General features: G+C 63.1%; 15 protein-coding genes and 1 pseudogene. 10 read left to right on the forward strand and 6 right to left on the reverse strand.

Going from position 1 to position 13,096, the window contains the following annotated elements:
* The 3 genes from WDW90_RS30220 to WDW90_RS30230 form a co-directional block, all read left to right on the forward strand.
* Positions 1 to 1,051: cation:dicarboxylate symporter family transporter (locus tag WDW90_RS30220; protein WP_336491199.1), on the forward strand; the 1,051-nt coding region annotated here is incomplete at its 5' end.
* A gap of 109 nt (positions 1,052 to 1,160) precedes the next feature.
* Complete coding sequence (locus tag WDW90_RS30225) at positions 1,161 to 1,904, forward strand: GntR family transcriptional regulator (protein WP_336491200.1); 744 nt, start codon at positions 1,161 to 1,163, stop codon at positions 1,902 to 1,904.
* Between the two features lie 483 nt (positions 1,905 to 2,387).
* Positions 2,388 to 3,485: a YeiH family protein gene (locus WDW90_RS30230; RefSeq protein WP_336491202.1), complete on the forward strand. Its 1,098-nt coding sequence runs from the start codon at positions 2,388 to 2,390 to the stop codon at positions 3,483 to 3,485.
* 79 nt (positions 3,486 to 3,564) lie between these two features.
* On the opposite strand, the gene WDW90_RS30235 is transcribed toward WDW90_RS30230, so the two are convergent.
* Together WDW90_RS30235 and WDW90_RS30245 are read right to left on the reverse strand one after the other, a co-directional pair.
* Entirely contained in the window at positions 3,565 to 4,455 is an 891-nt protein-coding gene (locus WDW90_RS30235) for a LysR family transcriptional regulator (protein WP_336491203.1), read from the reverse strand.
* 818 nt (positions 4,456 to 5,273) lie between these two features.
* A complete protein-coding gene (locus WDW90_RS30245) occupies positions 5,274 to 5,447 on the reverse strand; it encodes a hypothetical protein (RefSeq protein ID WP_336491205.1) in 174 nt (57 codons plus the stop codon).
* Positions 5,448 to 5,747: 300 nt separating this feature from the next.
* On the opposite strand from WDW90_RS30245, the pseudogene WDW90_RS30250 reads away from it, so the two are divergent.
* Positions 5,748 to 5,903, forward strand: a pseudogene (locus WDW90_RS30250) (IS3 family transposase); the annotation flags it as partial.
* 428 nt (positions 5,904 to 6,331) lie between these two features.
* On the opposite strand, the gene WDW90_RS30255 reads toward WDW90_RS30250, so the two are convergent.
* Complete coding sequence (locus WDW90_RS30255; protein WP_336491207.1) at positions 6,332 to 6,511, reverse strand: hypothetical protein; 180 nt, start codon at positions 6,509 to 6,511, stop codon at positions 6,332 to 6,334.
* 314 nt (positions 6,512 to 6,825) lie between these two features.
* Between WDW90_RS30255 and WDW90_RS30265 the strand changes: the two genes are divergently transcribed.
* Positions 6,826 to 7,149 carry a hypothetical protein gene (locus tag WDW90_RS30265; protein ID WP_336491209.1) on the forward strand — a complete coding sequence of 108 codons (324 nt, stop codon included), beginning with the start codon at positions 6,826 to 6,828 and terminating at the stop codon, positions 7,147 to 7,149.
* 137 nt (positions 7,150 to 7,286) lie between these two features.
* Here the strand turns inward: WDW90_RS30265 and WDW90_RS30270 are convergent, their stop codons facing one another.
* Together WDW90_RS30270 and WDW90_RS30275 are read right to left on the reverse strand one after the other, a co-directional pair.
* Entirely contained in the window at positions 7,287 to 7,568 is a 282-nt protein-coding gene (locus WDW90_RS30270) for a hypothetical protein (protein ID WP_336491210.1), read from the reverse strand.
* Between the two features lie 454 nt (positions 7,569 to 8,022).
* On the reverse strand, positions 8,023 to 8,664 hold the full coding sequence (locus tag WDW90_RS30275) for a MarC family protein (protein ID WP_336491211.1): 642 nt from the start codon (positions 8,662 to 8,664) through the stop codon (positions 8,023 to 8,025).
* 178 nt (positions 8,665 to 8,842) lie between these two features.
* On the opposite strand from WDW90_RS30275, the gene WDW90_RS30280 reads away from it, so the two are divergent.
* Complete coding sequence (locus WDW90_RS30280; protein ID WP_336491212.1) at positions 8,843 to 9,061, forward strand: hypothetical protein; 219 nt, start codon at positions 8,843 to 8,845, stop codon at positions 9,059 to 9,061.
* Between the two features lie 315 nt (positions 9,062 to 9,376).
* On the forward strand, positions 9,377 to 9,658 hold the full coding sequence (locus WDW90_RS30285; protein WP_336491213.1) for a hypothetical protein: 282 nt from the start codon (positions 9,377 to 9,379) through the stop codon (positions 9,656 to 9,658).
* A 58-nt stretch (positions 9,659 to 9,716) separates the two neighbouring features.
* Here the strand turns inward: WDW90_RS30285 and WDW90_RS30290 are convergent.
* Positions 9,717 to 10,810 (reverse strand): IS630 family transposase gene (locus WDW90_RS30290; protein WP_336491215.1). Its coding sequence is split into 2 segments (ribosomal slippage): positions 9,717 to 10,282 and positions 10,282 to 10,810, totalling 1,095 coding nucleotides; the frame shifts between segments, so codons are not numbered across the junction.
* A 603-nt stretch (positions 10,811 to 11,413) separates the two neighbouring features.
* Between WDW90_RS30290 and WDW90_RS30295 the strand changes: the two genes are divergently transcribed.
* From WDW90_RS30295 to WDW90_RS30305, 3 genes are all read left to right on the forward strand, one after another.
* Positions 11,414 to 11,851 (forward strand): hypothetical protein, encoded by a 438-nt coding sequence (locus tag WDW90_RS30295; protein ID WP_336491216.1) that lies wholly within the window; start codon positions 11,414 to 11,416, stop codon positions 11,849 to 11,851.
* A gap of 208 nt (positions 11,852 to 12,059) precedes the next feature.
* Positions 12,060 to 12,557, forward strand: coding sequence for a bacterioferritin (gene bfr, locus WDW90_RS30300; protein ID WP_336491218.1), 498 nt, complete (start codon positions 12,060 to 12,062; stop codon positions 12,555 to 12,557).
* A 359-nt stretch (positions 12,558 to 12,916) separates the two neighbouring features.
* Positions 12,917 to 13,096 (forward strand): aldo/keto reductase (locus WDW90_RS30305; RefSeq protein ID WP_336491219.1); only part of this gene is annotated, 180 nt, incomplete at its 3' end.

A 13,096-nucleotide genomic window follows, 5' to 3' on the forward strand; every position in this document is an offset into this window, starting at 1 on the left:
CTGGGGTGTTGGGGAGCTCATCCAGCCAGGCGCAGGCCTCAACGTGAATCCGAAGGATCTCGATCTCGCCGCGATCAGCGGCTTTGCCGGAAAGTCCGCTGCGGCCTCGGGCTCGGGATGGCTCGGTATCATTCCAGTGTCGCTGTTTGATCCGTTCGTTCACAACGACGTCATTCAGCTTCTCATCATGGCCGTGTTCGGTGGCATCGCTCTGCTCGCGATTAACGAGCGCGTGCCTACGCTGAATGTTTGGCTGGACGAGGCGACGCAGTGGCTCTTCAGCATCATGCGTATGATCACGCGTCTCGCCCCGCTCGCCGCCTTTGGGGCGATCGGGTTCACGGTAGGCAAGTTTGGTATCGGCTCGCTGCTGCCACTGATGAAGCTCGTCGCCAGCTATTACGTCGCGCTTGTCGTTTTCGTTGTTCTCGTACTCTGGTGCGTGCTGCGCTGGTGCGGCGTCGGAATGGTCGAGTTCCTGCGCTACATCAAGGAGGAGATCGCAATCGTCTTTGGCACGATCGCATCCGAAGCCGTGATGCCGCGGCTGATCGACAAGCTCGAGTTCCTTGGATGCAAGCCGGACGTGGTACGCATCGTGCTGCCGACAGCGTACTCGTTTAATCTTGACGGGACAGCGCTCTATCTAGTCCTCGCGCCGATGTTTATTGCTCAGGCGTTGAATCTGGACCTCTCCTGGGGCGACAAGCTGTCTTTGTTCGGACTTCTGCTCCTCACATCGAAGGGCGCGGCCGGAGTCACTGGCGGGGTGCTGGTGACACTCGTCTCGACCATGATCGCGCACCCGATCGTGCCCGCAGCGGGGATCGCCATTACACTCGGGGTGGACCGGTTTCTCAATGAAGGCCGGGCAGTGCTCAATCTGATTGGGAATGCCGTCGCGACGCTCGCCATCTCCCGTTGGGATCGCTCCCTTGACGTCGAACGGATGCGGGCTGTTCTCCGTGGCGAAGTACGAGCGCAGGATCTCGATATTGCGGTCGATGCGGCCCATGCGGGGTTCAAGCAGCCCGTGCCAGAACCAGCCTGAAGGCGAGATGCGGTGGGCGGCATCGTCAGAGCCGCCCTTCCAAGGCCTGATTGTGTCCTTACCTCCAGTATAATATATAAGAGGCCCTCTGAGGACACGGCCCATCAACATGGATGAATCAACGCCCCGCTCACTTCTTACAGGGTACCAGCCGCTCTACGCCCAAGTAAAGGATTCGCTGGTAAAGCGAATTGGGTCGGGGTCTTGGAAGCCTGGCGAGATGCTGCCGAGCGAGACCGAACTCGCGGCCGAGTATCAAGTCAGTCAAGGGACGGTGCGTAAGGCGCTCATGGCCCTTGAGGCGGATAGACTGATTGTCCGCCGCCAAGGACGTGGCACGTATGTTGCTCGTCACTCGCGTGACGAAACTCTTTTCCAGTTCTTTCGCATTGTCGATCTTGACAATCAGCGCCTTGCTCCTACGAGCTGTGTCTTGAGCCACCGTAAGCAGAGGGCCAGTAATGAGCAGGCAGCTCGCCTCAATATTGAGCCTGGTTCGATGCTGCATGCGATCATTCGGGTCCGGAGCCTAGATCAGGCTCCTGCTATTTTTGAGCGCGTTTTCGTGCCTGTTGCGCTCATGCCAGATTTGCGCGTGCAGGCGAATGAAGTCATGGAAGAGGAGATGTACGTCATTTACCAGGAGATATTCGGGATCAGTATTGCGCGCGCTTCGGAACGGATCGCGGCTGTCTCGGCGACCTCTGAGGAAGCAAAGCTGCTCAACTTGAATACGGGTGCTCCACTGCTTGAGATCATGCGTATCGCATATGATGTGAATGCGCGTGCTGTCGAGCTCCGGATCAGCCGATGCAACACCGACCATGCGCGATATGCCGCTGAGGTTAACTGAGCGAGCATCATCGCAGCGGGCTTGTCGCCACGCTGACGTAAGAGCGCTGGCACAAAGTTTGTGAGCAGGTAGAAACGTGGCCGGATTGGTTAGGACTGCGACCGGGTTGTCCTTAGCAGTCCTGGTAAATTCCGGCTGCCGCCGGCCGAAGCCGCGGCCGACTTCAGAATTTACGGCAGATCCAGAAGCGCCGCCGTCGCATCGATCGGCCGGACTGTCCCTATGCTTGCGGCAACTGTCTGCCCGCGTGCCGCTCGCAGGCTCCAGGATTCGCGATAAGAGGCGGGCGCCCCACGCCGGTTAACAGATTTAGAAACGAGCTCGGGCCAGTTACTCGTGCGACCTGCAAGGAGGTTGCGAGACGCCTGTAGGCTGCAAACTGAAAAGTTATCAATCTGCTTTTTCGATCAAACCGATCTGCACGTTCAGTTGGATTGAATGGCGCCGGCGTGAGAGATTCCACGCCTCGGATCAGAGTTGCCTATGCCGCCCATTGCACAATCCCGCACCGCCAGCGAGTTTCGCCGTGTCTCCGGTGTACGTGCCATCCTGCCGGGCCTCTGTCTGTGCCTCGCAGTCACTGCCAGCGCTCTCGGCTTTGAGGCAGCCGAAGCACAGCTGTTCGGTCGCGCTTGGCTTGAGGCCCTGGTGCTTGCCATCCTGCTCGGTACAGCGGTCCGCACGGCTTGGACACCCTCGGCGCGCTTCACCCGTGGCATTGCCTTCAGTGCCAAGACATTGCTGGAGGTCGCCGTCGTGCTGCTGGGTGCCTCACTCAGCTTCGCAACAATCCTTGCGGCCGGGCCGGGCCTCCTCGTCGGTATCGCCGCCGTCGTGGCACTCGCCATCCTGGCAAGCTACGGCATTGGTCGGATGCTCGGGCTGCATCACCGCATGGCGATCCTGGTGGCCTGCGGCAACTCGATTTGTGGCAACTCCGCCATTGCCGCTGCCGCGCCCGTTATCGGCGCGAGCGGGGAGGACGTTGCCGCCTCGATCGCCTTCACGGCCGTGCTCGGTGTTCTCGTGGTGCTCGGTCTGCCGCTCCTCGTGCCGCTGCTCGGGCTCTCGCCGATGCAGTACGGTGTGCTCGCCGGGTTGACCGTCTACGCAGTGCCACAGGTTCTCGCCGCGACGGCGCCGGTTGCAACGCTCAGCATGCAGGTCGGTACGCTGGTCAAGCTCGTTCGTGTTCTGATGCTTGGCCCGGTCATCCTTGCTCTCTCGGTCGGCGCGAGCCGGCTGCGTGAGGTGCCCGACGAGTCCGCATCCAAGGTGACGGCCGGCAAGCGTTCAAGCGGAGGCCGGATCGCACTCCATCGTTTCGTGCCTTGGTTCATTCTGGGTTTTCTCGCCCTGGCGGGCCTTCGCTCGGCTGGCCTCATACCCGGAGCTGCTCTGCGGCCCACGGCCGAGATCGCCAATGTCCTCACGGTGATCTCGATGGTGGGGCTCGGCCTCGGGGTTGATGTCCGGGTCGTGGCCAAAGCGGGTCTGCGGGTGACACTGGCGGTGACCGCCTCGCTGCTCGCCCTCGGCGCGGTTAGCCTTGGCCTGATCCATGTGCTCGGCGTCGCCTGACCGCTGGATCGGGGCGAGGTGCGGGAGAGGGGCCGAGCTGCGGGTCAGCGAACCAACGCTGAACGCACACCTCCCCACGTCACGCACCGCCCGCACGCTGAATCAGATCCAGCAGGGCGTCCGACGCACGACTGCGATAGCGCTCCTTGTGACGCAGAACGCGAAACGGCCGGGTTGGCAGGAGAAGCGACGCCTGCCGCACGGTACCGGCCAGCAGTGAGGCGGCCACCACTGTCGCCGAGAGGACGCTCGCGCCGGCCCCGGCCTCGACTGCCGCCCGCACGGCTTCGTTCGAGGGCAGCTCAAGTGTCACGCGTAGGCTGGATAATGACAGCCCAAACTCGAGCAACGCCTCCTCGAAGGCCGAGCGCGTGCCCGAACCCGGCTCGCGCAGCACCCAGTCGGCTTCGGCAAGATCGGTTGTCGTTAGGCGCTTGCGCGTCCCGAACGGGTGGTCCGGTCCGACGACGAGGACGAGGTTGTCCTGTGCCACTGTCGTGCTCGCAAGCGCGGGATCGTCGAGCGCACCTTCCACGAAGCCGAGCTCGGCCGTTCCATCGCGAACGGCGGCAGCGGCCTGTTCGGTGTTCCCGACGGAGAGGCTGATCCTGATCTCCGGGTAAGCCCGGCGGAAGGTGACGAGGTGACGAGGCAGCCAGTCGCTGGCAATGGTCTGGCTGGCCTGGATAGACAAGGTACCGCGGCGAAGTCCGCTCAGGTCAGCCAGCACCAATTCAGCAGCTTCGGCGCGGGCGAGCACGGCCCGGGCCTCGCCGAGGAAGATGCGACCGGCCTCGGTCAGCTCTATGCCGCGCCCGACCCGGTGGAACAGCTTCGTCGCGTGACGTCCCTCGATGTTAGCAATAGCGCTACTCACCGCGGACTGAGCGAGATTGAGCGCCTCGGCCGCACGGGTGACATGCTGGCGCTCTGCTACGGCCACGAAGATGCGCAGCTGATCGAGAGTCACAAACGTATCTCCAGCCTCACCGAGTACGGTCTCGGTGTTCCTACCAGATCCTCGCCGGCTCGGTTGAGAGCGTGACAGCCAAAGTGCACGTCGGGCAGAGCTGGAGAGCAAATCTCATGTCCGGGAGACGGCGGCCAAATCAGAATGTCTCGATGAGCGCCTGTTTCTGAGACTGACCTTGCTACAGGACCCTGGCTGCGTACCGGCGCGACCTACCCCTCACACGCCGCGCGGCGTGTGAGGCACGGTGCGGACAGGGTAAACAGCCGCTAAGCATAGCATGCCGCCCTTGACGGTAGCTTCAAATGACAAGGGTCTAGAGAACGACGGGCGCGAGCTTGTCTTGCCCTGATCAGCCCAGCGCCCTGCCAGGGCAGGTCCTTGAGGGTCCGCCAGTAGGCGCTGTGACCCCGCGTCGAGAATCGTCCGAAGGTTGGACAAACGGTCTCGATTGCCGGGGTGCATGCGGTGATTAGCAACCCGGCCCCGTCCAACGCCAGGTCATTGCCGTCAAGGCCGTCCGGCACCGACGGCACCGATCGGCATCAGGCTGTCCTTGGACACTATTGGTTTCACCGTCCGGATCTGCCTCAGCACCAAAGGTGCGGATGAACCCCGAAAGGGGTCACCCATTCCCTTCTAGACCGGGCGCTTTGCGCCGGTCGGCGTCGCAACCGCGCTCTGGACCACCGAGCGAACCATTTGTGCTCTGCTCCCGACGCGTTGCTCTCTCGCGGCTTGCTCGCCGGGCACAAAAAAGAGCCCCGCCAGAACCGGGCGGGGCCCATCCGATATCGGAGTAGATGCTGCTGCGCCGCTCAGGCGGCGAGCCACACGGCAGCAGCCCGGGCGTTCTCGTTGCTTGCCAAGAGCGGGAGAGCAGTTGTAGCGGTATCGGCCTTCGGGTTCACTCGGTTGGCAACGTAGAAGACCAGCCCGACGTTCGCGGCCACGGCGGCGAAGAAGCCATAGTAGAGGAGTAGGTCGGTCATCGTAAGCGTCCTGTCTGACGTTTGCGTTGCACCATGTATGGCGCAGTGCGGCACGCCTTGGCATACCAAATTCCACGAGCCGGATATGCCGTGCGCGCATGGGCTGGCCTCTCGAGCGGCCGAGGCCCGGAAAATTTGCATTATGGCGCCTGATCGATACAGGCCCCCCTGCGGTATTCTGCAGCCGTGCAGAAAGCGCGCCCCACCCCTTTACGATGTCCGCCGTCATCACTCTTGAGACAGATTGAGGCCCTTCACGAACGGAGGATGGCTGGTTCATCGTAGTCCTGAGGCACGAAGATGAAGCAGACATCCGGGCCGGCACGGAAGCCGGTGGAAGCCGTGATCAAGGACATCCGCCGGGCCATGCGCCGGCAGTTCTCGGCTGAAGAGAAGATCCGCATCGTGCTGGAAGGCCTGTGCGGTGAGGACAGCATCGCCGAACTGTGCCAACAATGCTCTCAAAGCGCGTAGCTACCGCTGGAGCAGCGCCCGGCGCTGCTGGTTCATCGACCTGAAGGAGAGCGACGTCGAGATCGAGCGGGGCTTCCTGAGCGAGCAGGTTTATCAACGAAATATGGCGCACCTCCCAACCGAGCGATTCACCGCGAGGGAACGGTTCTCCGTACGAGCCGCTTCCGCGTCGGCCTACCTGGGTAAGTGACCCTTCATTCCGGAGCCCTCGTTGTGGCTTGAGCCGTGATGACCGACGGCAGATGCGCAGCGGCCAGCATGAGGCCACTCGCGAGAACGATCCGGGCAATGGCGACGACCATGGCGTTTCCCCTCTGCGGCCTTGAGCGGCCGTCATATGGGGCGCCTTGTAGAAGCGTGGCTTTTCAGCGTGAGTGCCCGGAATGTTGCGTGGGTCACTGACCGGCAGGTCAGCCGCCAGCCTGTTCCTCGTCATCTGCCAGCCGTGTGAACTGGCGAGCCAGAGCTTCGATCTGATTGGGCGTTGCGATCAGTCTCAGCACGCAGCCGTCGTCTGCCTCGATCGTGACTTCGAAGCCGCCAAGAATCTCTGTCGTTAGCACACGGATCAGCTTCTTCGGTTCGGACATGGGCAAGGACCAAATGTGAGGCGCAGCCTTCCTCAACCCTCAACGCCGCACGCCCGAGTCTGTTGGGTTGCTCGGCAGAGGATCGGGGCGCTGAGCCTGGGCCGGGAGGCTCATTGATCGAGGGATCAACGTCAGGATAAGGCGAGCACGGCCCAGTTGGGCCGAGGTCAGGCTCACCCTCCGGCTCTTCCGGAGGAAGCGAGTCAGGTGGCAGCTTGGGCGGCGGCATCTTCCCCTCACTGGGAGGTGCCGGGATGCCAGGATCGGTCATGGTGTGCGCATCACCTTCCGTGACGATCAGCCCGAGGTCCGACATGGAAACTCCTGTCGACGTGACACGGCTGATCGGCAGGTTGGTTTCCTGCGGCACGGCGGCACGATTGCAACCTGAGGCACCCGAAAGGAGGGCGACGGCGCCCCTTCTTTCCATCCAAGCCACGCTGTTGATGTCAGTCGCAGTCCGGCTGGAGGCGAATGGCCCGCGCAATCTCAATCAACTCACGTCCGGTGAGGCCGCCGCCGTAGCGCGCGAGATCCTCGACCCGCCTGCCACGGGCACCTGCGCGATAGCTTGCGACGCTTCTCTGCACCTGGGTGCGCGCGGCAACCTCGCGCTGCTGATTGACCTTCGTGGCTAGGGCTACTGGCATCGCGGCTCCTCAATGTCCACGAAGAGGAGCCTACCAAAGCTTAACCATACGGAACAGGCTTGACAGTTGTCATTCTGCTTAGCGCCGGGGCGGGGGTGACCATCGGACAAGGATGTCTCGCTGCGTCAGGCCGCCTTCGAGCGCTCCGGCCGATCTGGGTCGTGGCTCGCCACCGCAAAATCGATGATCTGCATGGGGGTGGAAACCGGATCCAGCACTGCAGCAGACACTGGTTGGCGCACCACCTCGACGCGTGATTGCGCGAACAGGGCGGCCCCATTCTCCGCGCCAGCCGCCTTTATCAGGTCCGCCTCCTCGCAGGTCCCAGCGATCTTCAGAGCCAATGCCTGCAGGTTGTCCCGCTCGGCACAGTAGGCGGCGGTCCGAGCGCGGGCGTATCCGGACATGGGGGCGATTAGCCGCGCGAATTCGTTCTCGTCGGCCCGGTAGAGCGATGCGATCAGCCCGACAGGGACCGGATATCGCGCGAGGGCGGCAGCCGTAGGCCGTAGGGGAGTTGATGCCACTTGAGGACCCTGCCCTTCGGAGAAGAGGCAGGATCAAGCCGAGCTAGGGTTAACGGGCGGTTACCGCTGCGCTGCCCCGCTGCCTGCTAGGGAGGCGGCAGCGGGGCGTGTCGCGGATCTCACGACAGAGCCGATACGCAACGCGGCTTAGGGAGAGGATGAGGGCGGACAGTTAACCTATGCCCCAAGCATGGATGGGTGCGGTGTGCCCAAATGGGAGTCGTTCCGGCAGGTAGCGCTCCCCGAGCTCACCAAGGCCCTACGGGCCAGTATCTGTCCTGTAGGCGGACCGACGATGGCGTCGGCACCTGCACGGCCGCGATGTGCCCTGCCCTCATCGGGTCAGACCTGGGAAGATCGCCCGCAAACTGGTCACGATCATCTCCATTGCAACCGCGGCGAGGATCATGCCCATAAGCCGGCGGGTGATGGCCGTGGCCTCCTGCGAGAGATGACGCCCGATGAATGGGGCTGCGAGCAGCGCCGCGGCCAACAGCAACAGGAAGGCGCTCAGTCCCGCCGCCAATTCACTGATCTTGTCCTGTGTGTGCGCCGTCTCCGCAAAGACGATGAGGGTCGCGATCGTGCCCGGGCCGACCAACAGCGGCACGGTCAGGGGATAAATGGCAACGCTTGCTGGATCGATAGCTTCGATCTGCTCTTTCGGCGTGGCTGCATGGGCGTGACTTGCCGACCCCTGCAACATCGAAAGAGCGATCAGCAGAACGAGGAGGCCGCCCGCCAGACGGAAATCGTTCACGCTGATCCCGAAGATGCCGAGGACCAACCTGCCAGCAAGGACCGCGATGAGGCAGCCGATTGTCGTGCCGATTGCTGCAGTGACGGCCACGCGCCGCTGAGCCTCGGCCGAGGCACCTTCGGTCAGGGAGAGGAAGACGGGGACGTTCGCGATCGGGTTCATGATGGCGAAGAGAGCTGCAAAAACCTTCGTTGCGAAGGCGAAGTCGAACCCCATCGCGCGGCTTCCTCTCCTCAGACCCGGCTTGTGCGCTCCAGCTTCACCATGCCTGAAAAGGCAGATATCTGTCGCCTGACTAGGGCGGCTTGCGAATTTTCAAAGGCTAATCGGGATTATTGCAGGCACTACATTTAGCTGCGCAGATAGAGACCGCGGCGATTCGGAGGCCTGCTGCATGCGAGCACTCGCTTCTACGTTGGAAGGAGAGGTATTTGGCCGCCTCATCGGCGGCTTGGTCCGGGCAGCTCTGGACGGCGCCAGCGAACCGGTTCCGGTTCTGATCGAGCGCCTGCGGCGTCTCGAGAAGCAGGCGCGCGCAGATGGTCTGAGTCGGCGGACGATCCATGCCATCGCGTCGGGACGGCAATCGCTTGGTGATACCTCGGCGATCTGAAGGTACCCGTTTCAGCGCCTCTGTGGAATCCGCGCAGACCGGAGGACCTGAGCCGGTGTCAAGCCGTCAGCACTGCAGGCCCGGGAAGCTGCCCGAACGCTCCCATGTCTCTTGTTCGGAGAGGGGCGTCAACGCGTGCGGCGAGGCATGCCGGAGCGTCGTAGCGCGCTGACACGCATTGAGGTGAGAGAAGGTGTTTGGCGCATGGCCCAAACCGAGGCCACAAGGGCCGTGTCGCCATAGCCCGCCCCGTAAGCTTGACCGTCCAGGAGCCCTGCGGTTGCATAGCGCGGAGGATTGGAGCGAGAGATCGGAATGACGGGGCAGTCACACGAAGCCTTTGCCAGCATCCTTCAAGCAGCCTGGGGATTGGCACAAACCATCAGAGAAGAGACGGGCACTGTTGTCGAGCTGAGACTCACGACGCTCGGCCTGACAGCACTCGCGGCTGACGCCGTGTGCGGCCGCATGGCGACCATTTCTTGGAAAGATCTGACGCAATCGGACAACTTGCTCGAACTCCTGTCGAAGGCGATCCGGGAGGTCGCGGAGCGTCAGCCTTCGGTCGCCGTCATCAAGGAGCAGGTAGCCGCCTAGTCCCTCTCAAAAGCCGCAGGCAGCGCGCTGATCGGTGACTAATACCAACCCTCACTGATCAGAACACATGAGCCCAGGCGCGCAGGCCGATGGACATGATGCGCCAGGGTTGGTCGATGAGCTTGTTCCAGGCGTCGCAGCAATGATCGAGGATGGCCTCGTATGACGCAAAGATCCGGTTGCCGAGCCAGTTCTCACGGATGAACTGCCAGAGGTTCTCGACCGGGTTCAGCTCAGGCGAGCGCGCTGGCAGCGGCAGCAGCGTGATGTTGGCCGGCACGATGAGCTTCTTGGTCATGTGCCAGCCAGCCTGATCGAGCAGCAGCACGGCGTGCGCACCGGCGGTGAGGGCCCTGGCGATCTCGGCCAGGTGCAGGTTCATCGCCTCGGTGGTGCAGCGGGGCATGACGAGCCCGGCTCCCGTGCCACGAGCCGGGCAGATTGCGCCGAAGAGGTAGGCGGAAGCGGTGCGCTGGTCCTTTGAGGCTGCGGGCCGTGTGCCGCGGCGTGCCCAACGACGCGTGATGGTGTTCTTCTGCCCAACCCGGGCCTCGTCGGCGAACCAGACCTCTATCGGCTTGCCGCCGACAGCCTGCGCGACCTCCGCCAAGCGGGCGGGGAAGGTTTTTTAAAAGCCGGAATAGCGTCCTGATCCTGTGCGTGATGGCGCGGACGAGCCGAGAGCTTGGCGTAGCCCATGCTCCGCAGAACCCGGCTCAGCGTCTGCTCGGAGACCGAGACGCCGTGCTCCTCAAACAGGATCTGAGCCAGATCGACCAGCCGCCAGCGCACGACCCCGTGCGCCGCCGGCGTGGGTCCCTCCTCAACCAAGGCCCGAAGCGCCTCACGCTGCTCAGCGTTCAGGCGCGGGCGGGCACCGGGAGCCTTGCAGCCGATCAGCCCATCCGGCCCATCGGCGTTGAAGGCCAGAACCCAGTCCCGCACCGTCTGCAGCCCAACCCCACCGAGAGCCGCCGCCGAGCGCGAGCCGCCCGCATAGATCGCCGACAGCGCCAGCAGGCGGCGGGTCTGATCCGGATCGCGCGAGCTCTTGGCTAGAGCTCGCAAGGCCTCGGCATCGAAGTCTGGCCGCAGCGGCACAGGAGCGGCCATCCCATCCTCCTCAGGCTCCAAACCCGAGGAAAGAATCACAGCCCGTTCTGCACCGCTACCCAGCGTGAGTCCTGCTCAACGAGGCTTGGTATGACTGCGTTGAGGCTTGGTGGGGCGCATCGCTGCCTCACCAGCCGCCAGCGCCCGCAGAAGGATCGCATCTGCGGGGCAGCTGCGGGCTTGCTCGCGCAAAGCCTCGGCCGCAGCTCGGTCGCCACGGCGCTCGAGCGCGTCAGCTGCAATCGCGAGCTCAGTCGCGGCGGCCTCGTTGAACGCAGCGTCCACCTAAGGTGGTGACTGCCCGTGCACCAGTTCCCGTGTGCACGCACTTGCGCCGGAAGTCCTTCAGCCGGACAGAGGGCTGGTCGGTGCGGACCGCCTCACTCGCCTGCAAGACAGTGACGGCGACAGTCACACAGCCGGGAGGCAAGAACTTCACGAGCCTGAAGACAATTAGGATGGCAGGGCGAAGTAACTGCTGGGCCCTCGTAGCCACCGTGAGCGCTGGTCACTCCGGCTTGCGAGGATTGACCACGGGCTGCCAACCGCGAATAGTGACGCTTGAGGTCGGACCGCGGCTTTTCTATGCGTCGAATCTGGTTCAGTTCCCTGATGGATTGCAGATTTCTGTTGAGCGTTTCCATGACGGTTGCCGCCCTGATCGTGCCAGGGCACCTCGCCCGCTCCGCGACGGATCAGCCTGCCTCCGGTCCTGTGTACGCGACGACCGACATAGAGGAGCCGCGGCCTGCGCTCACTTGCCCGGTCAGCCGAGCCGTGTTCCTCCGAGAGGAGGATAAGGCCCGTTTCGTGGCTGATGCCTATGGAGTGAACCTCAATGTGCAGCTTGGAGAGCTGAACGAGGTCATCTCCGGCTGGCTTGATGGACGGCGCGCTTACCTCTTCGTCATGCACGCATCTGATGAGGTGGTCGGTGTGATCTCCCCGTGGAGGGACAGCTTTTATCCTCGCCACAACAGCGAGGGGCCGACCATGAGCACACTTGGAGCGTCGCTCGGTCCGCTGCGGGGACACTGGATTCTCGCTGAGTGTCAGCCACGCGCTCCCCTTACCCTCTAATGCCAGCACCACCACGGGTGTGGACGAGGTTGTCATCGAAGTGATGCAGCCGCTGCAGTCGGCATCCGACCGCGGCCGTTTAGAAAACTTCTGCGTATCAGGCGGTTGCCGGTCGCCTCAGATTGGAATATCTCTAAACTGTTGGACGGTCATGGGCCTCCAAGCTCGCGCTCTCGTGCTGCCATGAACGTATCGGAGATACTCGGTCATGAAGGGTGACGCAAAAGTCATCGAGTACCTCAACCGGGGCTTGCGCAGCGAACTGACGGCGGTGAGCCAGTACTGGCTCCATTTCCGCATGCTGAACGACTGGGGCTACATCGACCTCGCCAAGTTCTGGCGCAAGGAATCGATCGAGGAGATGAACCACGCGGACCGCTTCGTCGACCGCATCCTCTTCCTCGACGGCTTCCCCAACCTGCAGGAGCTCGATCCGCTGCGGATCGGCCAGAACGTCCAGGAGATCATCGAGTGCGACCTCGCCGCCGAGAACGAGGCGCGCGCGCTCTATCTCGAGGCCGCCCAGTACTGCGACTCGATCAACGACCGCGTCTCGAAGCTCCTGTTCGAGGATCTCGCCGCCGACGAGGAAGGCCATATCGATTTCCTGGAGACGCAGCTGGAGCTGATCAAGCAGATCGGCCTGCCCCTCTACGCCCAGCGCCATATCGGCGGGCTCGAGAAGATTGAGCCCGAGGTGGAGTGAGGCGGCGGGTGCGGACGTAAGAGTGGGGCATGTGGTTCCACCTCATGCCCATACTCAGCACTAGGTCGATCCCCGTTGGCGCAGAGTGTGCGTCATAACGGTGTGTCCCGCCGCTCAGGGCACGGAGCCACCTCGCCAGCTTACGCCACGGAGGCCCTCAGCGCATCAGCGTCGCAGACCTTCAGCTTTGCGCCCATCCCAGTCGACGCAGACGACATCTTCGAAGCGGACGCTGCGGCAGCCGAGATTGTAATAGGATCAGACCTCTGCTGACTGGCCACTCTCCGGCATGGTACGAAACTAACCGTCAGACATCGGCGCACTAGGAGCAGAAGCAGAACAGCTCAAAGGGGGCGTGCATGGAGCATCGGCAGTTTGGGCGATCCGGGCTGAAGGTGCCCGTCCTCGGCCTCGGAACGGCGACCTTCGGTGGTATCGGCGAGTTCTTTGAGCGCTGGGGGCGGACGGATGCCGCCGAGGCGGAGCGCCTCGTCGATCTCTGTCTCGAGGCGGGCGCCAACTTCTTCGATACGGCCGAC

Source organism: Methylobacterium nigriterrae (assembly GCF_037106235.1).
Lineage (GTDB): Bacteria > Pseudomonadota > Alphaproteobacteria > Rhizobiales > Beijerinckiaceae > Methylobacterium > Methylobacterium nigriterrae.